25 protein-coding genes and 2 pseudogenes are annotated in these 22,269 nt (G+C 69.7%); 11 read left to right on the top strand and 16 right to left on the bottom strand.

Annotation, left to right across the window (positions count from 1 at the left end; genetic code table 11):
* Complete coding sequence (locus tag RAB70_RS07830) at nt 1–729, top strand: hypothetical protein (protein WP_148828311.1); 729 nt, start codon at nt 1–3, stop codon at nt 727–729.
* 34 nt (nt 730–763) lie between these two features.
* On the opposite strand, the gene RAB70_RS07825 is transcribed toward RAB70_RS07830, so the two are convergent.
* On the bottom strand, nt 764–1,597 hold the full coding sequence (locus RAB70_RS07825; protein ID WP_026144748.1) for a GH12 family glycosyl hydrolase domain-containing protein: 834 nt from the start codon (nt 1,595–1,597) through the stop codon (nt 764–766).
* Nucleotides 1,598–1,914: 317 nt separating this feature from the next.
* Between RAB70_RS07825 and RAB70_RS07820 the strand changes: the two genes are divergently transcribed.
* The 3 genes from RAB70_RS07820 to RAB70_RS07810 all read left to right on the top strand — a co-directional run bounded on the left by RAB70_RS07820 (nt 1,915) and on the right by RAB70_RS07810 (nt 3,953).
* On the top strand, nt 1,915–2,544 hold the full coding sequence (locus RAB70_RS07820) for a 2-hydroxychromene-2-carboxylate isomerase (protein ID WP_148828312.1): 630 nt from the start codon (nt 1,915–1,917) through the stop codon (nt 2,542–2,544).
* A 47-nt stretch (nt 2,545–2,591) separates the two neighbouring features.
* Entirely contained in the window at nt 2,592–3,533 is a 942-nt protein-coding gene (locus RAB70_RS07815; protein ID WP_148828313.1) for a DegV family protein, read from the top strand.
* 81 nt (nt 3,534–3,614) lie between these two features.
* The gene (locus tag RAB70_RS07810) at nt 3,615–3,953 is read left to right on the top strand and encodes a hypothetical protein (protein WP_017913202.1); all 339 of its coding nucleotides are present in this window, start codon (nt 3,615–3,617) and stop codon (nt 3,951–3,953) included.
* A gap of 54 nt (nt 3,954–4,007) precedes the next feature.
* On the opposite strand, the gene RAB70_RS07805 is transcribed toward RAB70_RS07810, so the two are convergent.
* Together RAB70_RS07805 and RAB70_RS07800 are read right to left on the bottom strand one after the other, a co-directional pair.
* Nucleotides 4,008–4,919, bottom strand: a complete 912-nt coding sequence (locus tag RAB70_RS07805; protein ID WP_148828314.1) for a DMT family transporter — start codon at nt 4,917–4,919, stop codon at nt 4,008–4,010.
* A complete protein-coding gene (locus tag RAB70_RS07800; RefSeq protein WP_148828315.1) occupies nt 4,916–5,707 on the bottom strand; it encodes a PhzF family phenazine biosynthesis protein in 792 nt (263 codons plus the stop codon). The genes RAB70_RS07805 and RAB70_RS07800 overlap by 4 nt, the downstream gene beginning before the upstream one ends.
* Nucleotides 5,708–5,813: 106 nt before the next feature.
* On the opposite strand from RAB70_RS07800, the gene RAB70_RS07795 reads away from it, so the two are divergent.
* The gene (locus RAB70_RS07795) at nt 5,814–7,226 is read left to right on the top strand and encodes a PLP-dependent aminotransferase family protein (protein WP_148828316.1); all 1,413 of its coding nucleotides are present in this window, start codon (nt 5,814–5,816) and stop codon (nt 7,224–7,226) included.
* A 229-nt stretch (nt 7,227–7,455) separates the two neighbouring features.
* Here RAB70_RS07795 and RAB70_RS07790 read toward each other — a convergent pair whose 3' ends face one another.
* From RAB70_RS07790 to RAB70_RS07770, 5 genes are all read right to left on the bottom strand, one after another.
* Nucleotides 7,456–7,584 (bottom strand): hypothetical protein, encoded by a 129-nt coding sequence (locus tag RAB70_RS07790; RefSeq protein WP_017908007.1) that lies wholly within the window; start codon nt 7,582–7,584, stop codon nt 7,456–7,458.
* Between the two features lie 337 nt (nt 7,585–7,921).
* Complete coding sequence (gene fghA, locus RAB70_RS07785) at nt 7,922–8,752, bottom strand: S-formylglutathione hydrolase (protein WP_148828317.1); 831 nt, start codon at nt 8,750–8,752, stop codon at nt 7,922–7,924.
* Nucleotides 8,753–8,842: 90 nt separating this feature from the next.
* A complete protein-coding gene (gfa, locus tag RAB70_RS07780) occupies nt 8,843–9,415 on the bottom strand; it encodes an S-(hydroxymethyl)glutathione synthase (protein ID WP_148828318.1) in 573 nt (190 codons plus the stop codon).
* 70 nt (nt 9,416–9,485) lie between these two features.
* Nucleotides 9,486–10,595 carry an S-(hydroxymethyl)glutathione dehydrogenase/class III alcohol dehydrogenase gene (locus tag RAB70_RS07775; RefSeq protein ID WP_017912530.1) on the bottom strand — a complete coding sequence of 370 codons (1,110 nt, stop codon included), beginning with the start codon at nt 10,593–10,595 and terminating at the stop codon, nt 9,486–9,488.
* Between the two features lie 40 nt (nt 10,596–10,635).
* Nucleotides 10,636–10,911: a metal/formaldehyde-sensitive transcriptional repressor gene (locus tag RAB70_RS07770; RefSeq protein WP_017908003.1), complete on the bottom strand. Its 276-nt coding sequence runs from the start codon at nt 10,909–10,911 to the stop codon at nt 10,636–10,638.
* A gap of 324 nt (nt 10,912–11,235) precedes the next feature.
* On the opposite strand from RAB70_RS07770, the gene RAB70_RS07765 reads away from it, so the two are divergent.
* The 3 genes and pseudogenes from RAB70_RS07765 to RAB70_RS21330 all read left to right on the top strand — a co-directional run.
* Nucleotides 11,236–11,946, top strand: coding sequence for a response regulator (locus RAB70_RS07765; RefSeq protein WP_153750682.1), 711 nt, complete (start codon nt 11,236–11,238; stop codon nt 11,944–11,946).
* Nucleotides 11,943–12,270: pseudogene (locus tag RAB70_RS21335) on the top strand (two-component sensor histidine kinase); the annotation flags it as partial. The gene RAB70_RS07765 and the pseudogene RAB70_RS21335, both read left to right, overlap by 4 nt.
* Nucleotides 12,271–12,494: 224 nt before the next feature.
* Nucleotides 12,495–13,454 (top strand): annotated as a pseudogene (locus tag RAB70_RS21330) (ATP-binding protein); the annotation flags it as partial.
* A gap of 36 nt (nt 13,455–13,490) precedes the next feature.
* On the opposite strand, the gene RAB70_RS07755 reads toward RAB70_RS21330, so the two are convergent.
* From RAB70_RS07755 to RAB70_RS07725, 7 genes are all read right to left on the bottom strand, one after another.
* Nucleotides 13,491–13,874: a YbjQ family protein gene (locus tag RAB70_RS07755; RefSeq protein WP_017912004.1), complete on the bottom strand. Its 384-nt coding sequence runs from the start codon at nt 13,872–13,874 to the stop codon at nt 13,491–13,493.
* A gap of 74 nt (nt 13,875–13,948) precedes the next feature.
* Complete coding sequence (locus RAB70_RS07750) at nt 13,949–14,221, bottom strand: hypothetical protein (protein WP_225851582.1); 273 nt, start codon at nt 14,219–14,221, stop codon at nt 13,949–13,951.
* A 199-nt stretch (nt 14,222–14,420) separates the two neighbouring features.
* Entirely contained in the window at nt 14,421–14,675 is a 255-nt protein-coding gene (locus RAB70_RS07745) for a hypothetical protein (protein WP_148828320.1), read from the bottom strand.
* A gap of 131 nt (nt 14,676–14,806) precedes the next feature.
* Nucleotides 14,807–15,502 carry a hypothetical protein gene (locus tag RAB70_RS07740; protein ID WP_148828321.1) on the bottom strand — a complete coding sequence of 232 codons (696 nt, stop codon included), beginning with the start codon at nt 15,500–15,502 and terminating at the stop codon, nt 14,807–14,809.
* A 4-nt stretch (nt 15,503–15,506) separates the two neighbouring features.
* A complete protein-coding gene (locus RAB70_RS07735; protein ID WP_170268206.1) occupies nt 15,507–16,289 on the bottom strand; it encodes a DUF2199 domain-containing protein in 783 nt (260 codons plus the stop codon).
* Between the two features lie 308 nt (nt 16,290–16,597).
* Complete coding sequence (locus tag RAB70_RS07730; protein ID WP_265531399.1) at nt 16,598–16,969, bottom strand: hypothetical protein; 372 nt, start codon at nt 16,967–16,969, stop codon at nt 16,598–16,600.
* Nucleotides 16,970–17,019: 50 nt separating this feature from the next.
* Nucleotides 17,020–18,384, bottom strand: coding sequence for a glutamate--cysteine ligase (locus tag RAB70_RS07725; RefSeq protein WP_148828324.1), 1,365 nt, complete (start codon nt 18,382–18,384; stop codon nt 17,020–17,022).
* A gap of 222 nt (nt 18,385–18,606) precedes the next feature.
* On the opposite strand from RAB70_RS07725, the gene RAB70_RS07720 reads away from it, so the two are divergent.
* The 3 genes from RAB70_RS07720 (at nt 18,607) to RAB70_RS07710 (ending at nt 21,268) form a co-directional block, all read left to right on the top strand.
* Entirely contained in the window at nt 18,607–19,302 is a 696-nt protein-coding gene (locus RAB70_RS07720; protein ID WP_148828325.1) for a VIT family protein, read from the top strand.
* Between the two features lie 36 nt (nt 19,303–19,338).
* Nucleotides 19,339–20,169: a helix-turn-helix transcriptional regulator gene (locus RAB70_RS07715; protein WP_148828326.1), complete on the top strand. Its 831-nt coding sequence runs from the start codon at nt 19,339–19,341 to the stop codon at nt 20,167–20,169.
* Between the two features lie 106 nt (nt 20,170–20,275).
* Nucleotides 20,276–21,268, top strand: coding sequence for an MBL fold metallo-hydrolase (locus RAB70_RS07710; protein WP_148828327.1), 993 nt, complete (start codon nt 20,276–20,278; stop codon nt 21,266–21,268).
* Between the two features lie 309 nt (nt 21,269–21,577).
* Here RAB70_RS07710 and yihA read toward each other — a convergent pair whose 3' ends face one another.
* Nucleotides 21,578–22,201: a ribosome biogenesis GTP-binding protein YihA/YsxC gene (gene yihA / locus RAB70_RS07705; RefSeq protein WP_148828328.1), complete on the bottom strand. Its 624-nt coding sequence runs from the start codon at nt 22,199–22,201 to the stop codon at nt 21,578–21,580.
* Between the last annotated feature and the right edge of the window lie 68 nt (nt 22,202–22,269).

Here is a 22,269-nt window from a genome sequence, read left to right as displayed (position 1 = left end):
ATGCGCGGTTCGCTGTCCCTCCAGCGCCTGCTGCCGCTGGCGCTGCTGGCCCTCGCCTGCGGCGCCGGCGCCGCGCCGCCCACACCCGGCGTCTATCTCGCCGATGGCGGCGACCGCCTCGACGTGGCGCGCGACGCCGACGGTCTGGGCTTCTCGCTCGACGTCACCGGCGCCAACGGCCATACCTGTGCGCTGGACGGCACGCTGCAGGGCGAACTCGGCTTCACCCGCGCGCACGACGACGATCCCGCGTCGCTGTGCCGCACCCGCCTGCACGCCGAGGGCGACGCCATCCGGGTCGAGGCGCTCACCCCCGACACCTGCCGCGACTACTGCGGCGCACGCGCCTGGTTCGAAGGCGACTACCGACGCGCCGCGCCGGCCTGCGTGCCCGAGGCGGCGGAGGCCACCCGCGCGCGCTTCCTGCGCCAGTACCAGGCCAAGGACTACGCCAATGCCGAACGCACTCTGGCCGCGCTGCTGGACGGCTGCGGCAAGACCCTGTTCTGGCTGGACGCCGCGCAGGTCCGCACCGATCTGGCGCTGACCCAGTATCACCTGGGCGACCGCGCCGGTTGCCTGCGCACGCTGGCACCGGTGCTGGAACGCGCCGGCAGCGGTGCCGAGGACGTGCGCAACAGCCTGCCGCCCAGCGATGCCGACGGGTTCCTGCCGATCGCCCGCGCCGCCTGGCACAACACGGCACTGTGCAAGGCGCCGCCGCGCTGAGCCAGGCAGGAACGGCGGCGCCCGTGCGGTGCCGTCAGTTGGCGCCGATATTGGCCTGGATCCAGGCCCAGCCGTTGCCGCGCACCACCTCGAAACCGGCCTCGACCACGTGCAGGTACATCGCGTTGCTGAAGCGTCCGTCCTGCGCGCGATGGGTATGCAGCCAGCTCAGGAACGGTTTGATGTCGATGTTGAGATTGCCGTTGCTCGGCAGAGTCGGCTGGCCGGCGGTGTTGTGCGGAATGAAGGTGTAGACGTAGTAGCCGGCGGCGCTGTTCATGCCTTCCCACAGATCGAAGGTGTAGCCGCCGGCGCTGATGACATTGCTGGCGGTGAGCGTGCCGATCGGATACGAGTTGTGGCCGCCCCAGATCATCACTTCGGCCTGCGGGATCGCGCTGGAGGACACCGTGCTGTCCCAGCGGAAGAACAGGTCGTAGGCGAAGTCGCCGGCCAGGTTGCTGCCGCCGGACGAGTACGCGAAGGTCGCCGGCAAGGACCGCAGCGCCGAGACCTGCCGCGGGAAGGTGCGGTCGGCAGTGGGATTGAAGCCGTAGTGCGAGCCGCGCAGGATCGCCGGATAGCCGTACAGGCTGGCGTTGGGGAAATTGAAGGTCACGGTCATACTCGGCGTGCTGCCGCTGTGGAACGTGCCCTGGATGACGTTGTTGGGGTCGTTGAAGTTGTTCACCCAGGCGTACTGGTTGCCGTACACCTGGTACGGCCCGGCCAGCGCCATCGGCGCGATGGCGAGCAGGGCGGTGGCGAACAACGCGCGCAGGGTCCGCGCCCAGCCGCGCGGCGACCTGACGACCGTGGCGGGAAGGCGCGGCGAAGCAGCGGCGGAAACGGAAGCGGAAGCGTGCATGGCGGTCTCTCCTGAGCGTGCAGGGGCAGCGAATCTACTGCCGCGGCGGACGCTAGCAAGGTGCGCGTACCACGAGCTATGACAAGACCCTCGCATGCCATGCGCCAGCGCAATAGCGCTACCGCGATCCAGGCCACGGCCGCGCGGCGCTTCACAGATATCGCGTGCCAGCGAGATTTCCGCCACGGCATCGTCTACGCATTGCGGTCGCCGGGCGAACGGTCGGCGGCGACATCTCGCACTGCAGCATGCCGATGTACGCAGTCGCGGCGCGCGCGAGGTCGCGCTAAGCTGATCGGTCATTGCGGAGAAGCACGATGACGTTGCGCTGGTATTTCGATTTCATCTCGCCGTTTTCCTATCTGCACTGGCAGCAGGTGAAAGCGCTGCCGGAGTTCTCGCGGATCCAGCCGGTGCCGATCGTGTTCGGCGCGGTGCTGGCGCAGCTGCAGACGCGCGGGCCGGCCGAGGTGCCGCACAAGCGCGAGTTCACCTATCGCTTCGTGCAGTGGCAGGCGCAGCAGCAAGGCGTGCCGCTGCGCTTCCCACCGGCACATCCGTTCAACCCGCTGACGGCGCTGCGCCTGTGCATCGCCGCCGGCACCACGCCGCAGGCCATCGATGCGCTCTTCGACTGGCTGTGGCGCGATGGCCACGCGGGCGACGCCGCCGCGGCCCTGGCGCCGGTCGGCCAGGCATTGGGGATCGCCGACGTGGCCGCGGCCACCGCCGATGCGCAGGTCAAGGCGCAACTGCGCGCCAACACCGAACAGGCGCTGGCGGCCGGCGTGTTCGGCGTGCCGACCCTGCAGATCGACGACACCCTGCTGTGGGGCAACGACGCGCACCCGCTGATGCGCGCGGTGCTGGCCGACCCGCAACTGCTGCAGCGCGGCGACATGGCGCGCCTGAGCGCGCTGCCGGTCGCGGTGCAGCGCAACGCCTGAGCGGTCGCCATGTCCATCGATCTCCCCAATCACTGGAGCTTCAGCGGATGCGCATCGGCATCGTCGTAGATTCCGCCTGCGATCTGCCGCAGGACTACATCGCCCAGCACGACCTGGTGGTGTTGCCGATCAGCGTGCGCCTCGGCGGCACCGTCCTGGCCGATCGCCGCGACGAAGCGGCGACGCTGGAGTTCCTGCACGCACAGGTCAGCGCGCACGGCGCCGAAGCCGAGACCGTGCCGTACAGCGTGGCGCAGATCCGCGAGCTGTTCCTGAGCCGGCTGGTCATCGACTACGACCACGTGTTCTGCCTGACCATCGCCAAGACCCGCAGCCCGATCCACGAGCACGCGCAGCAGGCCGGCTTCGCCATCCTCAACGACTACAAGCCGATCCGTCAGGCAGCCGGCCACGCCTCGCCGTTCGCGCTGCGCGTGATCGACACCGGGAACCTGTTCGCCGCACAGGCGGTGATCGCGGTCGAGGCGGTGCGGTTGCGTGCCGACGGTGCCGGCGTGCAGGCCATCCGCGAGCGGCTGGAGACGCTGACCGAGCACACCCATGGCTACATGATCGCGCGCGACCTGTACTACCTGCGCAGCCGCGCGCGCAGCAAGGGCGACCGCAGCGTCGGCCTGCTCAGCGCCGCGCTCGGTTCGGCCCTGGACATCAAGCCGGTGCTGCACTGCCACCGTGGCGAGACCGCGCCGGTGGCCAAGCTCAAGGGCTTCGACCACGCCGTGCAGACCCTGTTCGGCCTGGCCGCCAAGCGCGTGGCCGCCGGGTTGATGACGCCCACGCTGTGCCTGAGCTATGGCGGCGAGCTGGCGGAACTGCGCGCCCTGCCCGGCTACGCGGCGCTGCGCCAGGCCTGCGACGGCCACGGTGTGGAGCTGCAGGAAAGCGTGATGAGCCTGACCGGCATGGTCAACGTCGGCAAGGGTGCGCTGGTGCTGGGCTTCGCCGGGGAGGCGCTGCACTTCGGCTGATCGCCCGCTGGCCGCGTCGACGGCGGGTCGCCGCCGGCTCTGCTAGGCTGCGCCGCTTCGTACCGCCCACAAGAGATGCCCATGGCCGTGACCTACTCGATCAGCCTGCCCGATCCCGCCCGTGCCCGCGGCAGCAACCCGTCGCTGAGCTTCTCCGCGCACGGCGCCGACGCCTTCGCCGAACAGCTGCAGGCCGCCCTCAGCGACCCGGCCTGGTTCGAGCGCTGGCGCGCCATGCAGCCGGAGCCGGACGAGGTCGATCCGGCGCTGGGCGTGACCGATCCGGCAGCACGGGTGACCGGCCGCCAGGACGATCTGCGCATCGACCTGTCCGCGACCACCAGCATCCCCGGCGACATCCTCAAGCAGCGCCTGCGCCTGCTCGCCGGCAGCGGCTGGGAACTGCGCGACGTGCGCTGAGCCGAACGGCACGGCCGCCGCGCTGCGGTGGCCGATGCGTCTGCTGCGCCGCTGCTAGGACGCCACCACCGCCCGGCGTGGCCAGGACCAGCGCAGATTGACCGCCAGCGTGCCCAGCACGATCAGCGCCAGGCCCAGCCACTGCACCGGCACCAGCCGGTGGCCGTACAGCAGGTAGTCCAGCAGCAGCGTCACCAGCGGGTAGACGAAGGCCACGACTGCGATCGCCGCCACGTGCAGGTGCCGGTAGGCGCTGTAGAACAGCACATACACCACGCCGCTGTGGATCACCCCCAGGCCGACCAGCCAGAACCAGTGGCGGCCGGGGTGCAGCGCGGCGCCGCTGGAGAAGCCGGCCAGCATCGCCGCACCGACCCAGCACTGCACGGTCACCACCGCCAGCGGCCGCTCGCGGCTGATCCGCCGCGACATCAGCAACGACGCGCCGCACAGCAGCGCGCCCAGCAGGGTCAACGCGATCCCGCCCAGGTAGCCGCGGTCGGCGCTGGACCACAGCCGCAGCGGGTCCGCCGAACAGGCCACGCCGACGAAGGCCAGCAGGGTCCAGCCCAGGTCGGAACGGCGGCTGCGCTCGCCCTGCAGCAACGCCGCCAGGATCAGCATGACGAACGGGAACACGTGGTAGACCATGGTCGCCACGCCGATCGACGAACGCGCCATGCCGGCGAACAGCGCCACCCAGTTGAGCACCAGCAACACCCCGCTGAGCGCCGCGTCGCGCAACAGCGCGCGCTCGCGCCACAGGCCGCGCAACTGCCCGCCGAGCAGGCCGCACCCGGTCAGGAACAGCGCGCCGAACAGGCAGCGGTAGAACACCGCGGTCACCGGATCCTGGCCGCTCTCGTGCACGAACACGCCGACCGAGCCGATCAGCACCTCGGCCAGCAGCAACTGCCACAGTGCCCGCCGTGACGCGCCCGCAGGCGCTGCGTGCACCGCGCTCATAACGCGATCGTCCCGTGCAGGTACTGCACCGCCGCGCCACGCACCTGCACGTGGTCCGGCAGCACCCGGCAGTCCAGTTCGCCGCCGCGCGCAGACGCCTGCCACGCACGCAGGTCGTACTTGCCCAGGCGCTGCGCCCACAGCGGCGCCAGCGCGGCATGGATCGAGCCGGTCACCGGATCCTCGGCGCCACCGTTGGCCGGCCAGAAATAACGCGAGACGAAATCGTGCTCGCGGCCGGGCGCGGTGACCGCGACATCGCGCGGTGCCAGCGCCAGCATCCGCGCCAGGTCCGGCACCACCGCGCGCACCTGGGCTTCATCCGCGTACACGGCGATGTAGGCCTGGTCGTTGCGGTATGCCGCCTGCGGCGCGATCGACAACGCCTGCGCGAGCGCCTGCGGCACCGCCGCCAACGCGGTCGGCGCCTGGTTCGGAAAGCGCAGGACGAAGCGCCCGTCGGCCTCGCGATCCACCGCCAGTTCGCCGACCGCCGCGGCGCGGAACCGCAACGGCAGTGGCGCCAGGCCCTGGGTGGCGACGACGAAGGCGCTGGCCAGCGTCGCATGGCCGCAGAACCCCACTTCGCGCAGCGGCGAGAACCAACGGATCGCGAACGCGCCATCGGCCTCGCGCACGAAGAACGCGGTCTCCGACAGATTGTTCTCGCTGGCGATGGCCTGCATCAGCGCCTCCGGCAACCACGCCTGCAGCGGCACCACCGCGGCCGGGTTGCCGCGGAACCGCACCGTGGTGAACGCATCGACGATGAACAGCGGCAGTTGCACGCGCGGCCTCGGGAATGGGGAAGGACAGGGCCAGTGTGCGCCGGGGTGGGCGACCAGCACAGAGTCAGATACGCTGCAAATCGACCGATACAGATGAGGCCGCCGCATGCGCCTGTACGAAGCCCTCGCCAGCCAGCTGCGCGAACAGATCGCGCAGGGCACGCTGCGTGCCGGCGAGCGCCTGCCGTCGATCCGGCAACTGGCCGCCGGCCACGGCATCAGCGCCGCCACCGCGGTGCAGGCCTGCCTGCAACTGGAACGCGAAGGCCGGGTGCAGGCGCGCCCGCGCTCCGGCTACTTCGTGCGCGCCGCGGCGACGACGCCACCGACCAGCGCAAGCGCCGCAACCCGCCGGCGCGCCCCGGGCGCAGTCGCCAATCCCGCGCTGCAAGGCGTGCTGGACATGCTCGCGCGCTCGGATCTGGTGCCACTGCACACCGCCACGCCGGCGGCGGCGCTGCTGCCCGGCGCGCACCTGGCCAGCGCGCTGGCGCGGCAGTTGCGCCGCCAGCGCAGCGCCGCGCTGGACTACGCACCGCCGCAGGGCCACGCCGCGCTGCGCCGGCAGATCGCGCAGCGCTACGCGCACTGCGCCACGGTCGTTGCCGCCGACGAGGTGGTGGTGACCGCCGGCGCGATGGAGGCGATCAGCCTGGGGCTGCGCACGCTCACCGCCCCTGGCGACGTGGTGCTGGTCGAGACCCCGACCTACCACGGCATCCTGCAGGCGGTGGCGGCGCTGCGCCTGAAGGTGCTGGAGGTCCCGAACCGGCCCGGCCAGGGCATCGACGCCGCACGCCTGGACGCACTGCTGCAGCGCACGCCGGCGCGCGCCGCGGTGCTGGTGCCGAACTTCAACAACCCGCTGGGCAGCCTCACCCCCGATGCCGCCAAGCGCGCCGTGCTGGACAGTTGCGCGCGCCACGGCACGGTGGTGATCGAGGACGACATCTACGGCGAACTCGACTGGTCGGGGCAGCGCCCACGGCCGCTGCGCCATTTCGACATCCACGGCAACGTGATCACCTGCGGCGCCTTCTCCAAGGTGCTGGCGCCCGGCCTGCGCGTGGGCTGGCTGCTCGGCGGCGCCTGGACCGATGCGCTGGTGCGCGCCAAGTACTTCTCCACCATCGGCGGCGCCAGCCTGCCGCAACTGGCCCTGGCCGACTACCTGCAGCGGCACGACCTGGAACGCCACCTGCGCAAGCTGCGCCGCACCCTGGCCGACAACGGCCAGCGCCTGCGCGAGGCGGTGCTGCGGCACTGGCCGGCCGGTACCCGTATCGGCGACCCGGCCGGCGGCCTGTCGCTGTGGCTGCAACTGGCCGACGCCGGCAGCGGCCAGGCGCTGTTCGAGGCCGCTCTCGCCGCCGGCATCGGCACCTCGCCCGGGCACCTGTTCTCCAGCCGCGGCGACTACGCCGACCACCTGCGGCTGAGCTGCGGCCAGCCGTGGAGCGAGACGCTGGAAGATGCAATGCGGCGGCTGGGCAAACTGGCCGCGCGACTGCCGCGCTAGCGCCGCGTCCGGCGCCGCACCGCGGTCCCGATGCGAAGTTCGCTACCAGCGCTTGCTCGCACCGCGCCTGCAAGGCGCCCTGGGCCGCCTCCGAGCGACGCCGTGCATGCAACTCCACATGCACGTCGGCCCATCACGGCGATCGCCCCCCCCCATGCGACACGACCGCAACGGCCGCATCCGGCGCAACGGCGTGACCGCGATCGACGATAGCCAGTCGCGGCGTGCGCTACGGCGTTGCCGCGCCGATCGCCAGCGCCACGCAGGCGCCGACCAGGGTGCAGGCGAGCATCGCCACGGGGCTGAGCGGACTGCGCCAGCGCGGCCAGGGGAGCAGCAGGATGCGACGGCAAGACATGGCGCGGCTCCGATCCAGGGACGTGGCGAGGGCGAACCCTGCGGAATCTAGCCAGCGCCGGTCTCAGCAGGCGCGAACGCGATCGCACAACCGCAGGTCGGGCGGTGCGGCACCCGTGTTTGTTTACGAGACCGGCCACGTCGCGGTCGTCGCGGTCACCGGCCTGTCATGGGCGCGGCAGGCAAGCAGCTGCCTGCGTCACTCGAGTGCAGTCGCGCCTGCACCGAAAAGCACTGCCAGGGACGACAGCGGAGAAGGCTGGTTATGCGACCGGCCGCGCAACGCACGGCCCCCTGCCCGGCGGCCCGCGTCGCGCGCGGCCGCCGGCAAACCGCGCTCAGTCCTGCAGGGCGCGCGCGTGGAAGGCGATGTGCTCGCCGATGAAGCTGCCGATGAAGTAGTAGCTGTGGTCGTAGCCGGGCTGCACGCGCAGGGTCAGCGGATAGCCGGCGGCGTCGGCGGCGGCCTGCAACAGCTGCGGGCGCAACTGCTTGTCGAGGAACTCGTCGCCGCCGCCCTGGTCGACCAGCAGCGGCAGGCGCTCGCTGGCGCTGCCGATCAGCACGCTGGCGTCGTAGGCCTGCCACTGCGCGCGGTCCTCGCCCAGGTAGGCGGTGAAGGCCTTCTCGCCCCACGGCACCTGCGTGGGCGCCACGATCGGCGAGAACGCCGACACGCTGCGGTAGCGGCCGGGATTCTTCAGCGCGATCACCAGGGCGCCGTGGCCGCCCATCGAATGCCCGCTGATCGCGCGGCGGCCGTTGTGCGGGAACTGCGCCTCGATCAGCGCCGGCAGTTCCTGCACCACGTAGTCGTACATGCGGTAGTGCGCGTCCCACGGCGCCTGGGTGGCGTTGACGTAGAAGCCGGCGCCCTTGCCCAGGTCGTAACCCTCGGCGTCGGCGACGCTCTCGCCGCGCGGGCTGGTGTCGGGCGCGACCAGGATCACGCCATGCTCGGCCGCATAGCGCTGCGCACCGGCCTTGGTGATGAAGTTCTGCTCGGTGCAGGTCAGGCCGCTGAGCCAGTACAGCACCGGCAGCGTGGTGTGCTCGGCCTGCGGCGGCAGGTACACGGCCACCTGCATGGGGCAGCCGAGCACGGCCGAGTCGTGGCGATAGACGTCCTGCCAGCCGCCGCAGCAGGCGTGGTGTTCGATACGTTCCATGGGCAGTTCCGGGAAGAGGGCCTGCGGCCGCGACCGGCCGCAGGCGGGGTGCCGCGACGCATCGACCGGCGACGCGCGCGACAGCGGGCTTCAGTGCAGCACGCCGTTCTTGCGCGCCACGTGGGTGGAGATCGCGTCCATCAGCGGCGGCGACAGGCAGTCGTACGGTTCCAGCTTCAGTTCGCGCAGGCGGTTGCGCACCCCGTCCATCGCCTCCGGACGCGTGCCGCTCTCGATGATCGACGACACGAAGGCGGCGAAGCCCGGCGCCGACCAGCCCTGCTGCGGCGACAGTTCCGTATGCACGAAATCCAGGCCGTAGAACGGATGCTCGGTGTTCTCGATGCGGCCGTACATGTGCACGCCGCAACCGGTGCAGGCGTGACGGCGGATGGTCGCGCTCTCGTCCACCACCTTCAGCTTCTCTTCGTGCGCCGTCACCTTGACCTTGTCGCGCGACACCACCGCCACCACCGAGAAGGTCGCGCCCTTCGGCTTCCAGCACTTGGTACAGCCGCAGGCGTGGTTGTGCGCGGTCTGCGCGCCCACTTCCACCACCACCTTGTCGCTGGCGCAATGGCATTCCAGGGTACCGCCCTGGAAATGCTCCGCGCCGGCACGCACGCCGGCATCCACCGACGGATGAATCGTCACAGTACTCATCTTGCCCCCTCCCGGGTTCGTTGCGTCGCTGCAATGCGCGGAAACGGCCGCGCGCCGGACTGACCTGCGGTCAGAAGTGGATGACGGTGCGGATCGACTTGCCCTCGTGCATCAGGTGGAAGGCTTCGTTGATCTCGTCCAGCGGCAGGGTGTGGGTGATGAACGGATCGAGGTCGATCTCGCCGTGCATCGCCTGCTCCACCATGCCCGGCAACTGGGTGCGGCCCTTGACCCCGCCGAAGGCGCTGCCGCGCCAGACGCGGCCGGTGACCAGCTGGAACGGGCGCGTGCTGATTTCCTGGCCGGCGCCGGCCACGCCGATGATGACGCTCTCGCCCCAGCCCTTGTGGCAGCACTCCAGCGCCGAGCGCATCACGTGCACGTTGCCGATGCACTCGAAACTGAAGTCCACGCCGCCGTCGGTCAGCTCGACGATGACTTCCTGGATCGGCTTGCTGTAGTCCTTCGGGTTGATGCAGTCGGTGGCGCCCATGCTGCGCGCCAGCTCGAACTTGCCCGGATTGGTGTCGATGGCCAGGATGCGCCCGGCCTTGGCCTGCACCGCGCCCTGGATCACCGCCAGGCCGATGCCGCCGAGGCCGAACACCGCGACGCTGTCGCCCTCCTTCACCTTGGCCGTGTTGTGCACCGCACCGATGCCGGTGGTGACGCCGCAGCCGAGCAGGCACACCTTCTCCAGCGGCGCCTCGGGGTTGACCACGGCCAGCGAGATCTCCGGCACCACCGTGTACTCGCTGAAGGTGCTGCAGCCCATGTAGTGGTAGATCGGCTGGCCGTTGTAGGAGAAGCGGGTGGTGCCGTCGGGCATCAGGCCCTTGCCCTGGGTGGCGCGCACCGCCTGACACAGATTGGTCTTGCCGGACAGGCAGAACTTGCACTTGCGGCACTCGGCCGTGTACAGCGGGATCACGTGGTCGCCGACCTTGACGCTGGTCACGCCCTCGCCCACCGCCTCGACGATGCCGCCGCCCTCATGGCCGAGCACCGCCGGGAAAATGCCTTCCGGATCGTCGCCGGACAGCGTGAACGCGTCGGTATGGCACACGCCGGTATGGGTGATGCGCACCAGCACTTCGCCCTGGCGCGGCGGTTCGACATCGATCTCCACGATCTGCAGCGGTTTGCCTGCTTCGAAAGCGACGGCGGCTCGGGACTTCATGCGATTTCTCCTGGCTGACGGAATGGGCGTGGGGTGGGGATCATTTGAGGTAGGAGCGGACCAGCATGGCCATCTCGCGCACGCGCGCGGCGCGCTGCGCATCGGAGGTGGCGGCATGGCCGAATTCATCGCGGACATGCGCCTGCATCACTTCCGACATCAGGCCGTTGACCGCGCCGCGGATGGCGGCGATTTGCTGCAGCACAGCAGCGCAGTCCGTCCCCTCCTCCAGCGCGCGTTCCAACGCCTCGGTCTGGCCGCGCAGGCGGCGGATACGGGCGAGGACGCGCTTCTTTTCGTGCGGGGCGTGCGGCATGTGGCGGGGACTCGGGAACTATACTGGGGGATAGTATTCCTGCCATCGGAAAAAGAAAACGCCCGCGCCGCTACTCCACCCATCCTGGCCGACCCGGGCGCGGCCGGACGCCCCGCCGCGCGGGTGCCGGCGCATGGCAATGCGTGTCGGCCCAGGACACGAAACCGCCATGTTGGCGCCGCCGGTGCTGCCTATGATGGCCATGCGTTCATGCGCGGGCCCCGGTGCCGGTGGCCACGTCCCTGCCCGCCCCCAGTTCCAGGCAGCCGCGGCCACGTCTAGACTGGGCGAATCCCCGTGTGGCCGCCCTTCAAGATCGTGGACATGAAATCCTTCATTCTGGTCGTCGACGACGATCCGGATCTGCGCCGACTCATCAGCGAGTTCCTGAGCGACCACGGCTATCAGGTGGACACCGCCGAGACCGTGGCGGAGATGCGCCTGCGGATGGCCGAGCGCCAGCCGGACCTGGTGATCCTGGACGTGATGATGCCCGGCGAGGACGGCCTCAGCGCCGCCCGCCAGCTCGCCAGCGAGCGCGGCGCGCCGGCGGTGATCATGCTCAGCGCGCTGGGCAGCGACACCGACCGCATCATCGGCCTGGAGGTCGGCGCCGACGACTACCTGGCCAAGCCGTGCAATCCGCGCGAGCTGCTGGCGCGGGTGCGCGCCCTGCTGCGGCGCAGCCAGGCGGCGACGCTGCCGCCGGAAGCGCGCGGCAACGTCTACGAGTTCGCCGGCTGGCGGCTGGACGTGATCCGCCGCGACCTGCGCGATCCCACCGGCATCTTCATCAATCTCTCCGACGGCGAGTTCGCGCTGCTGCGCACCTTCGTCGAGCACCCGCAGCGCGTGCTCAGCCGCGACCAGCTGCTCGACTACGCGCGCGGCCGCGATACCGAGGTCTACGACCGCGCCATCGACAGCCAGATCAGCCGCCTGCGCCGCAAGATCAACGAGCGCGTGCAGACCGAACTGATCCGTACCGTGCGCAACGAGGGCTACATGCTGCTGCCGAGCGTCGCCCGCCTGTGAGCGGGCCCACGCGCGCCCGCCGCGGCGTGCCGATCTTCGCCCGCGCCTTCCTGCTGCTGGTGGTGGCGCTGCTCACCGCGCAGCTGATCGGCATCGCCCTGGTGCTGCGCACGCCGGTCTACGAGATGCCGGTGCATCCGCCGGAAGTGATCGCCCTGCTCAGCACGCGCATGCCGGCCGGCACCCAGACCCTCAAGGTGCAGGACACCGCCCATGCGCCGCTGCCGGCGCGCGACCAGGTGCGCGACCGCAACGTGGAACGGCTGATGGCGCACTGGCTGGAAGTGGCGCCGGACCAGGTGCGCTTCTACCGCAACAGCGACGGCCGCCTGGAACGCCTGCGCCTGCGCCTGGGCGAACGCCCGCCGCCGCCACCGCATGCCATGGCCGCCGACGACGACGTCCCCGCACCCGCGGAGGTGGCGCCCCCAGCCACCGCGCAGCAACCGCCGCCGCTGGAGCCGCCGCCCGCGCCGGGCGAGGCACCGCGCAATGGCGCCTTCGGCGCGACCATGCGCGCCGTGGGGTGGCGCGAACGCGGCTTCGCACCGGCGGTACCGCTGCTGGACGGTTTCACCGCGGCCCTGCGCCAGCCCGACGGGCACTGGCGCAGCGTGATGTCGCCGCCGCGGCGGTTCTCCAACGAATTCAAGACCCAGGTGGTGATGCTGTTCCTGGTCGGCATGCTGGCGATGCTGCCGCTGGCCTGGTGGTTCTCGCGCGCACTGTCGGCGCCGATCCGGCGCTTCGCCGAGGCGGCCGACCAGCTCGGCCGCAATCCCGATGCGCAGCCGCTGCGGCGCAGCGGCCCCAGCGAGATCGTGCAGGCGGCCGATTCGTTCAACGCGATGCAGGCGCGCCTGAACCGGCTGATCAACGAGCGCACGCACATGGTCGCGGCGATCGCCCACGACCTGCGCACGCCGTTGGCGCGACTGGCGTTCCGCCTGGAGACCCTGCAACCGCCGCTGCGCGAGAAGACCATGGCCGACATCGACGAGATGAAGGCGATGATCTCAGCGGCGCTGGACTTCATCCACAACGACAGCCGCCGCGGCACCCGCTCGCCGCTGGATTTCCGCCTGCTGGTGGAAAGCGTCGTGGACGACGCCAGCGACACCGGCGCGGACGTGGTGCTGCTGCTCGGCGACGCCATCACCCTCGACGGCGATCCGCTGTCGCTGCGGCGCATGGTGATGAACCTGGTGGAGAACGCGCTGAAGTACGGCAAGCGTGCGCGCCTGCAACTGCGTCACGAGGCCGGCGAATGCGTGCTGTGGATCGACGACGACGGCCCCGGCATCGATCCCGCACAGCGCGAGAAGCTGTTCCTGCCGTTCTTCCGCGGCGAGAACTCGCGCAACCGCGACACCGGCGGCATCGGCCTGGGCCTGTCGGTGGCGCACAGCATCGTGCTGGCGCATGGCGGCCAGATCGCCCTGGACAACCGCCCAGAGGGCGGCCTGCGGGTCAGCGTGCGGCTGCCGTGCCAGGCGGTCGGTGGCTGAGCCGGGCGCGCCGCGTTCCGCCGTACGCCGATCGACTCAGCGCTGGTTCGGCTCGACGACCACGGCCGTGCCATAGCACAGCACTTCGGTCAGGCCGGCCATCAGCTCGGTGGCGTCGTAGCGCACCGCGACGATGGCGTTGCCGCCCATCTGCCGCGCGTGCTGCAGCATGTCCCGATAGGTCTCCAGGCGCGCCTGCTCGCACAGCTCGGTATAGATGGTGATGTTGCCGCCGAACAGCGTCTGCAGCCCGCCGAGGAAATTGCCGACGATGGAGCGCGAGCGCACGGTGATGCCGCGCACGATGCCCAGATTGCGCACGATCCGGTGGCCGGGAAGTTCCAGCGCGGTGGTCACCATCGCATCGTTCAGTGGCGAGACCGCCGCACGCGGCGGCGAGGAATTGTACGGATCGGTCATCGGTGTCCCCTGCTGGCGTGGCCCGTGGCTCCGCGGACCGCGGACCCGGCGCGCACGCACCGAGGCCGGCAGTGTTAGCACCGCATGAAGAACCACGCAATCGCCAGCACCAGGCCGCCACCCCATAGCAGCAGCATCGCCACGACGCCGGCCAGCACGACCGCCACCCGTCGCCATCGGCGCAGCCCGCGCGAACGCCGCACCACGTGCACGCACAGCCAGCCGCCCAGCACCACGCCGCTGGCGACCACCGCCCATCCGAGCAGATCGATGAGCGGATCCTTGGGACCAACGTCGGCGGGGCATTGGCTGGTCGCATGCGCGGATGCCATGCAGCCGAGCAACACGCTCAGAACACCGGCCCTGCCGCCACGATGGCACCGAGAACCGCTGCGCGCTGCAAGACAGGCGGCAAGGCGACTGCGAACGATGCGAAGTGCGCGCATTGCAAAGCGACTCGACGAGCGACAGCGCATCGCGCATGTCTGGTCGTGAAGTCTCTGGCCGAGCGTAGAAGGCAACACTCTCATATAGCCGACACGGTCATCACGGCACATGCTCATAGCGCCCCGTACGCCGCCAATCGGGCAACACATGTCGATACCAATAGAGCATTTTCGACCAGTTTGAAGTCTCCAAGACCAGCAGTGCACCCCACGCGCCACTGCGTTCGCCCACATAGCGATCCTTCCAATGCAGGATCGGAATGATGAACAGCCAGAGCAGGAGCGGCACCACCAGCAGCCCTCCGACAGCGACAATCACCTCGCGCTCTGCGCTCCAGCCAGCGACGATGAGCACGCTTCCCAATCCAGCGGCGACCGCGAATCGCCTTAGCCATCGCCATTTCGATTCGAACCAGTCCGCACGCACCATGGAGTCCCCCTTATTTGCCTGAAGCACCATTGACTGCAAAACCCGAAAACTGCAGATCAACGCATCGGTGGCGCGCCGCTGCTGCCCATCGTCGGCAATGAACGCCGAAACTCTGCAGCGACAGGCCGTGAAAGCAAGCGCGCGATGATCCAGCCATGCAGGGCGACGAAAGCCACAGCAAAGACCGCGCCGATCGCCGACATGGCCCACAGCATCGGCTGCATGTCCGGCGCGCCGTGCATCTGCGCAACAGCGAGCTGCTTCTGCATGAAGGCGATCATCTGCACCTGCACGACCGCGCCGCCCAGGTTCCACGCGATCACCAGCAACATGGCCGCGATGAAACACCACCGCGCCCAACTCATCCGTCGCAGAAGCCCGATCGAACTCGCCAGGGTCCACACTGAAAACAGCGCAGTTCCAAGAAACAACCAACGAAAGTTGGAAAAAATGAAGGCAATCGTCGGCGGCATGCCTGGCGGAAGCCTCTGCACCGCATCGGCAAACTGCACGTGATCGAACATGACGAACACAACGAAGACCTGCATGGTGCCGACCACTGTGCCGAAACCCGAGAGTGCGATGAAGATCCAAGCCAGGATCGTGACAAAGCTGGATCGCGGCTGCGCTTGGTGCATGACGTCCCCCCTGAAGACGAATGCGGCATTGTCGCCTGCCCCGTGGCCGCCGTCATCACCATTCAGGCGCGTCAATGGAAGACGCGGGGCCGCAAACCAGGCCAGCCGATGCAAAGCGCTATCGACGTTGCGCCATCCGCATGCGCCGGAGCAGCAGGAGCCGTTTGCCCGACCGCACCGATATCAACAAGGTGGCAAGCATTCCCAATGCGATGAACAACACCGCGCCTGAAGCTGGTCCAAGCGCGAGCAGAATGCCGCAATAGACGAAAAGAGACACAAAGCCGAAGAAGCCTGCGGCATTCTTGTAGAAGTGCCAAGACGTGATCGCGGCACTTTCCGGATTGCGAGACACCAAACGCCCTGCGCCTTCCCCAGTTGGTGCGACCTCCCAAGAAGAAGCCTGCTGAGCGACGTCCATACGTCGAGAGCCCTTGAAATGCCCGCACAACTCCAGCATCCGGTGGTGCTGCGCCTCATTGATGCCATTTCGCTGATCCACGGCAAGCACATGGTCTGCGGATGATGGAAAGACAAACGTGGGACGGCTCGCCGGATCCTGGAACTCGATCGAAACAAGCAGCCCCACGGTATCGTTCACACCGGGAATGGCATTGGCGAGCGCTCCCGAAAACACCCTACCTTGCGCCGACGCGTCATTGAAGCTGTTCACATATAAGTCGTGATCCTGCTTCGACACCTCGGCCCAAAGCCCCCAGGCAAATGCGTCTTCCCGATACAGAAACGGAATTTCCAGGACGCCCCGAATAAAGAATCTCCGCTCGTCCAGCGTGCACAGATCGGCGTTGGAACGGACACGGCGGTAGGCGTCCAGATAGGACAGCGCGAAGACCTCATCCGGCAATCCAAAGCCCCGATCCGTCGGCAACCCCTGATGCACCTCCCCACAACTCGTGCACACAACCTCATGTCCCGCCATAGCTCCCCCCAGGGACCGCTAGAAAAACTTCAGTTCCTAGTATCCGCCCTGCAAGAATGCATTGGAATGCACCGATCTCCAGCCCTCTCGGCGATGCACCAGGCCACTGAGCAGTCCAAAGTCACCCGCTTCACGCCAACCAACGCTAAACGAAGACGCTATAGCAAAAGCGGGCTTCCCGCCGCCATCCATTCCTGCAACGACGCCGCAAGCGGCGCGCGGCTGCCCGGCCTGGGGCGTGCCCAGGGCGCGGATGGGCGGCTAGGTGTCTAGCGCGAAGGCCATAGCCGTCGCCACCATGGCGGCGTTTGCGGCGCTATGGCACCCGCACGTCGCTGCGCCACAGCCTCGGCATGACGCGACAGCAGCAGCGGCAGTGCGGTCGCCCGCCAGAACACCAGGCTGACGTATCCCGAGGACATGCCGCCATGGCTGAGGCGCGGCACGAAGACCGACTCGACGGATGCGTCGTCCAGCGCCGTGCCGACCAGGCGCGCGAAGGTGTCGGCGAGCAGCGCCTCGCACTGCGTGGCCGTCGCCGGCAACGGCACGCCGGCCAGGGTCGACGCCATCTCTTCCCACAGATACGGATCGCCACGGCCGCCCCATCTGCTCGGCTCGTCCTGGAACAGGCCCGCCATGTCACCGATCGCGGTCATCGTTCTGCTGGCCTGCGGGCGGGCCGCTGCACTCAGTACGCGAACTCGCGGAACACGTGGTCGATGTCGCCCTGCCAGGCGCCGTGGTACAGCGCCAGCTTGCGCTCGGCCGCGGTCTCGCCGCCATGCAGGATTTCCACCAGCGGTTCGAGGAAGCGCGATTCGTCCTGGCCGTCGCGGTTCAGGCGCGCGCGCCGGCGCAGGCCGGACAGGGCGATCTTCACCGCCTCGGCAGCCAGGTCCTGCACGGTGCCGTTGCGGAACGGCAGCTTCAGCGCCTGCTTCGGCACCCCGTCGCGCAGCGCGTGGCGTTCGACCAGGCTGAAATCCTTGACCAGGTCCCAGGCCGCGCCCAGCGCCGCATCGTCGTACAGCAGGCCGACCCAGAACGCCGACAGCGCGCACAGCCGGCCCCACGGACCGGCGTCGGCGCCGCGCATTTCCAGGTACTTCTTCAGGCGCACTTCCGGGAAAGCGGTGGTCATGTGGTCGGACCAGTCGCGCAGCGTCGGCAACGCACCGGGCAACGCCGGCAACTTGCCCTGCAGGAAATCGCGGAAGCTCTGCCCGCTGGCGTCGATGTAGGTGCCATCGCGGTAGGAGAAGTACATCGGCACGTCGAGCAGGTAATCGACGTAGCGCTCGTAGCCGAAGCCGTCCTCGAACACGAAGTCGAGCATGCCGGTGCGGTCGGCGTCGGTGTCGGTCCAGATATGCGAGCGGTAGCTGAGGTAGCCGTTGGGCTTGCCCTCGGCGAACGGCGAGTCGGCGAACAGCGCGGTGGCGATCGGCTGCAGCGCCAGCGACACGCGGAACTTCCTGATCATGTCCGCTTCGCTGGCGTAATCCAGGTTGACCTGCACCGTGCAGGTGCGGGTCATCATGTCCAGGCCGAGCGAACCGACCTTGGGCATGTACGCCTGCATGATCTTGTAGCGGCCCTTGGGCATCCATGGCATCTCGTCGCGGCGCCACTTCGGCTGGAAGCCCATGCCGAGGAAGCCCAGGCCCAGTTCGTCGGCGACCTGCTTGACCTCGTTGAGGTGGCTGCCCACTTCGACGCAGGTGTCGTGGATGGTCGGCAGCGGCGCGCCGGACAGTTCCAACTGGCCGGCCGGCTCCAGCGTCACCGAGGCGCCATCGCGCAGCAGGGCGATGGTGTGCCCGGCTTCGCGCACCGGCTCCCAGCCGAAGCGGGTCAGGCCCAGCAGCAAGGCCTCGATGCCGCGCTCGCCGTCGAAGGTCGGCGGCCGCAGGTCGTCCAGCCGGAAGCCGAACTTCTCGTGCTCGGTGCCGATGCGCCACTGCGCTTCGGGTTTTTCTCCGGAGGCAAGCACCTCGACCAGTTCGGCGCGGTCGGTGATCGGCGTCTCGGCAACGTGGCTGGGGCTCGACAAGGGCAGGACTCGCACGGCGGGTGAGGCGATGTGGGGACCATCCCCTGCCATCGCAAGGCCCGCACTATAGCGTGCCGGGGGCGGGGCCCGCGTCGCTACCGGCGGCACTGCAGCATTCCATGGCCGCGCCACTGACGGCGTCGAGAGTGAGACGCAGCAAGCGTTCGCGGCGCCGGCTCGGCTAGGCTGCGGTCTCCTTCCCGCTCCGCCGCAGGCAGCGCCATGCGCCCGACCCACTCCGAACGCCATCGCACCGACCGCGCCGGCTGGCTGCGCGCGGCCGTGCTCGGCGCCAACGACGGCATCCTGTCCGTGGCCGGCCTGGTGGTCGGCGTCGCCAGCAGCGGCGCGTCGGCGGCCACGGTGCTGACCACCGGCATCGCCGGCCTGGTCGCCGGCGCGATGTCGATGGCCGCCGGCGAATACGTGTCGGTGCAATCGCAGGCCGACACCGAGCGCGCCGACCTGGCGCTGGAACGCCGCGAGCTGCACGAGGACCCGCAGAGCGAACTGGACGAACTCACCGCGATCTATCGCCAGCGCGGGCTGGACCCCGGCCTGGCCCGCCAGGTCGCCGAGCAGTTGACCGCGCACGATGCGCTGGGCGCGCACGCGCGCGACGAACTCGGCATCACCGAGAGCCTGCGTGCGCGTCCGCTGCAGGCGGCGGCCGCATCGGCGGCGGCGTTCTGTACCGGCGCGGCGCTGCCGATCGTGGCCGCCTGGCTGGCGCCGGACGGCCGGCAACTGTGGGTGACCGGCGCGGCGACCCTGATCGGCCTGTCGCTGACCGGCGCGCTGGCCGCGCGTGCCGGCGGCGCCTCGGGCCTGCGCGGCGCGGTGCGGGTGGTGTTCTGGGGCGCGGCGGCGATGCTCGCCAGCGGCGCGATCGGCCGTGTGTTCGGCGTGCATGTCTGAGCGGACGCGACCGCCGCTGCGCTAGCATCACCGGCCATGGCCGACACGACTTCCCCCGACGCTTTGCTGCTGGCGCGCCTGGCCAGCCTGGCCGACTGCACGCAGGCTGAGGGCTACGCCTGCATCACCGCGCGCCGCGAACACGGCGCGCGCTCGGTGGAGATCCCGCAGCCGCACCTGGCGATCCTGCTGCAGGGACGCAAGCAGGTGCGCACCGCGACACAGGCCCTGGACTTCGTACCGGGCGACCTGTTCCTGGTGACGCGGCGCTGCCGCATCGATGTGGTCAACATCCCGGATCCGCACAGCGGCCTGTACCTGAGCGTGCTGGTGCCGCTGTGCGAGGAAGCGCTGAGCGCCGCCCGATTGCTGTGGAACGAGCCTCTGCCCGCCGCCGGCGCGGAACTGGCGCGTCTGCGCGCCGAGGAGTTCGGCAGCACCCTGCTGCAATGGCGGCAGGCGCTGCAGGACGGCCGCTACACCGAGGCGCGGCTGGCGCTGGCGACCCTGGTGCTGGCGCTGTGCCGGCGCGGCCACGGTGGCCTGCTGCTGCCGCCGGCGCCGAGCGTGGCCGCGCAGGTGCGCGATCTGATCGCCGCGCAGCCACAACGCAACTGGCGTTCGCGCGACATCGAGGAGCGCCTGGGCTTCAGCGGCGCGACCCTGCGTCGGCACCTGGCCGGCGAACGCACGTCGTTGCGCGAACTGCTCACCGATGCGCGCCTGGCGCACGCGATGCAACTGCTGTACACCACGCGCTGGCCATTGAAGACGGTCGCCGCGCACGCCGGTTACCGCTCGGTGCGCAGCTTCAGCCAACGCTTCCAGCAGCGCTATGGCCTGGATCCTGCCAGCATCGGCAACTGAGCCACGTCGGCATTGAGCGCCGCGCGCAGCGGAATGAGCGAATCGCGCAGCGGGACCGTCGCAGCATTCTGGTACCGCGGCGCCTGCCGCATTGCCAGGAAATCCCATGTCCGTGTTCCCGTTGCGCGCGCTGTGCGCACTGGCCATGAGCGCCAGCGCGGCGCTGACGCTGCCATCACCCGCTCATGCCGCCGCGCCGGCCAGCGCCCAGACGCAGGTGCCCGGCGTCTATCGCCAGGCGATCGGCCGCTTGCGGGTCACCGCCCTGTTCGACGGCACCGTGGCGCTGTCGCGCGCGGAACTGGCGAACATTCCGCCGCAGGCGATCGCACGCCTGCTCGACCACCGCTATGTGCCGGAGAACGACAAGGGCCTGCAGACCGCGGTCAACGCTTATCTGATCCAGGACGGCACGCACCTCACCCTGGTCGATACCGGTACCGCGACCTGTTTCGGCCCTGGCCTCGGCCAGGTGCTGGCCAACCTGCGCGCGGCCGGCTATGCGCCAGAGCAGGTCGACGACGTGCTGCTGACCCACGCCCATCCCGATCACCTGTGCGGCCTGCTGGACGCACAGGGCCAGCCCGCCTATCCCAAGGCGACGGTGTGGCTGAGCGCCGCCGACGCGGCGTACTGGCTGGACCCGGCCAGCGAGGCCGGGGCGCCGCAGGCACTGCGCTTCGCCTTCCCGCTGGCGCGGGCGGCGGTGGCGCCGTACCAGGCCGCGCAGCGGCTGCGCCGTTTCCGTCCCGGCGATGCGCTGCCCGGCGGCGCGGTGGCGCTGGATACCCACGGACACACGCCCGGGCACGTGTCGTACCGCTTCGACGGTGGTGCGGGGCAGCAACTGCTGGTGTGGGGCGATCTGGTGCACTACCACGCGGTGCAGTTCGCGCAGCCGCAGGCGTCGTTCGAGGCCGACAGCGACCGCGCCGCGGCGATCGCCGCGCGCAAGCGCATGCTGGCGCAGGCCGCGGACCACGGCTGGTGGGTAGCCGGCGCGCATCTGCCGTTCCCGGGACTGGGCCACGTGCGTCGCGAGGGCGAGGCATTCGCCTGGGTGCCGGCGGAGTTCTCGCCGTTGCCGGCGGCGCCTTGATTGGCCCGTACCCTCATCCGGCCCTGCGGGCCACCTTCCCCCGAAAAGGGGGCCATGGTCCCGGAGGGAGAAGGAAGAGGCCAAAGCCCCTCTCCCATCGGGAGAGGGGTTGGGGTGAGGGTCCGGCGCGAAGCGTCCCGCGGAGTTCGAGTGCACGAGGCTGCGCCCGTACCCTCATCCGCCCCTTCGGGGCACCTTCTCCCGATGGGAGAAGGAACAGCGGCTAGCCCCTCTCCCATCGGGAGAGGGGTTGGGGTGAGGGTCCGGCGCGAAGCGTCTCGCGGAGCTTGGGCGCCAGCGCCGCCGCGCTCACTCCGCGGCAGTCGGCTCCGTGTCCAACCCCAGCCAGCCGCCGACGATGCCACGCAACTCGTCCACGCCCTGGCGGCTCTCGCCGGAAAATGCCTGCACGCTGACAGTATCGCCGAACGCGCTAGCCAGCTCCTTGCGTACCTGCTGCAGCACCTGCCCCTGCTGGCCGCGGCCGAGCTTGTCGGCCTTGGTCAGCAGCGCGTGTGCGGGCAGCCCGCGCTGGGCGGCGTAGCCCAGCATCTGCCGGTCGTAGTCCTTCAGCGGATGGCGGATGTCCATCACCACCACCAGCCCGCGCAGGGCCTCGCGCGTGCGGAAATAGGTGTCGATGAACTTCTGCCAGTGCGCCTGCAGTTCCTGCGGCACCTTGGCGTAGCCGTAACCGGGCAGGTCCACCAGGTAGCGCTCGGGCTGGACCTGGAAGAACACCAGCTGCTGGGTACGGCCGGGCGTCTTGGACACGCGGGCCAGGGCGTTCTGCCGGGTCAGCGCGTTCAGCGCGCTGGACTTGCCGGCGTTGGAGCGGCCGGCGAACGCCACTTCCCAGCCGCCGTCGTCCGGCAACTGGCGGGCATTGTGGGCGGACAACAGATAGTGGGCACGTTCGAGGATCAGCGACATCCCTCTAGGATCGCACGTCCAGAGCCCCGGGCGGGCTTCGTTGACCGCCGGGCCGCCGCATGCCGATA

Origin of the sequence: Xanthomonas sontii (assembly GCF_040529055.1) — a bacterium.
GTDB classification, from domain to species: domain Bacteria; phylum Pseudomonadota; class Gammaproteobacteria; order Xanthomonadales; family Xanthomonadaceae; genus Xanthomonas_A; species Xanthomonas_A sontii.
This window is presented reverse-complemented; position numbering and strand designations above follow the sequence as displayed.

What these genes read in the sequence shown, in the direction of transcription:
- RAB70_RS07830 (WP_148828311.1), top strand. Translation starts at nt 1, where the DNA reads ATGCGCGGTTCGCTGTCCCTCCAGCGCCTGCTGCCGCTGGCGCTGCTG.
- RAB70_RS07825 (WP_026144748.1), bottom strand. Translation starts at nt 1,597, where the DNA reads ATGCACGCTTCCGCTTCCGTTTCCGCCGCTGCTTCGCCGCGCCTTCCC.
- RAB70_RS07820 (WP_148828312.1), top strand. Translation starts at nt 1,915, where the DNA reads ATGACGTTGCGCTGGTATTTCGATTTCATCTCGCCGTTTTCCTATCTG.
- RAB70_RS07815 (WP_148828313.1), top strand. Translation starts at nt 2,592, where the DNA reads ATGCGCATCGGCATCGTCGTAGATTCCGCCTGCGATCTGCCGCAGGAC.
- RAB70_RS07810 (WP_017913202.1), top strand. Translation starts at nt 3,615, where the DNA reads ATGGCCGTGACCTACTCGATCAGCCTGCCCGATCCCGCCCGTGCCCGC.
- RAB70_RS07805 (WP_148828314.1), bottom strand. Translation starts at nt 4,919, where the DNA reads ATGAGCGCGGTGCACGCAGCGCCTGCGGGCGCGTCACGGCGGGCACTG.
- RAB70_RS07795 (WP_148828316.1), top strand. Translation starts at nt 5,814, where the DNA reads ATGCGCCTGTACGAAGCCCTCGCCAGCCAGCTGCGCGAACAGATCGCG.
- RAB70_RS07790 (WP_017908007.1), bottom strand. Translation starts at nt 7,584, where the DNA reads ATGTCTTGCCGTCGCATCCTGCTGCTCCCCTGGCCGCGCTGGCGCAGT.
- fghA (WP_148828317.1), bottom strand. Translation starts at nt 8,752, where the DNA reads ATGGAACGTATCGAACACCACGCCTGCTGCGGCGGCTGGCAGGACGTC.
- gfa (WP_148828318.1), bottom strand. Translation starts at nt 9,415, where the DNA reads ATGAGTACTGTGACGATTCATCCGTCGGTGGATGCCGGCGTGCGTGCC.
- RAB70_RS07775 (WP_017912530.1), bottom strand. Translation starts at nt 10,595, where the DNA reads ATGAAGTCCCGAGCCGCCGTCGCTTTCGAAGCAGGCAAACCGCTGCAG.
- RAB70_RS07770 (WP_017908003.1), bottom strand. Translation starts at nt 10,911, where the DNA reads ATGCCGCACGCCCCGCACGAAAAGAAGCGCGTCCTCGCCCGTATCCGC.
- RAB70_RS07765 (WP_153750682.1), top strand. Translation starts at nt 11,236, where the DNA reads ATGAAATCCTTCATTCTGGTCGTCGACGACGATCCGGATCTGCGCCGA.
- RAB70_RS07755 (WP_017912004.1), bottom strand. Translation starts at nt 13,874, where the DNA reads ATGACCGATCCGTACAATTCCTCGCCGCCGCGTGCGGCGGTCTCGCCA.
- RAB70_RS07730 (WP_265531399.1), bottom strand. Translation starts at nt 16,969, where the DNA reads ATGGCGGGCCTGTTCCAGGACGAGCCGAGCAGATGGGGCGGCCGTGGC.
- RAB70_RS07720 (WP_148828325.1), top strand. Translation starts at nt 18,607, where the DNA reads ATGCGCCCGACCCACTCCGAACGCCATCGCACCGACCGCGCCGGCTGG.
- RAB70_RS07715 (WP_148828326.1), top strand. Translation starts at nt 19,339, where the DNA reads ATGGCCGACACGACTTCCCCCGACGCTTTGCTGCTGGCGCGCCTGGCC.
- RAB70_RS07710 (WP_148828327.1), top strand. Translation starts at nt 20,276, where the DNA reads ATGTCCGTGTTCCCGTTGCGCGCGCTGTGCGCACTGGCCATGAGCGCC.
- yihA (WP_148828328.1), bottom strand. Translation starts at nt 22,201, where the DNA reads ATGTCGCTGATCCTCGAACGTGCCCACTATCTGTTGTCCGCCCACAAT.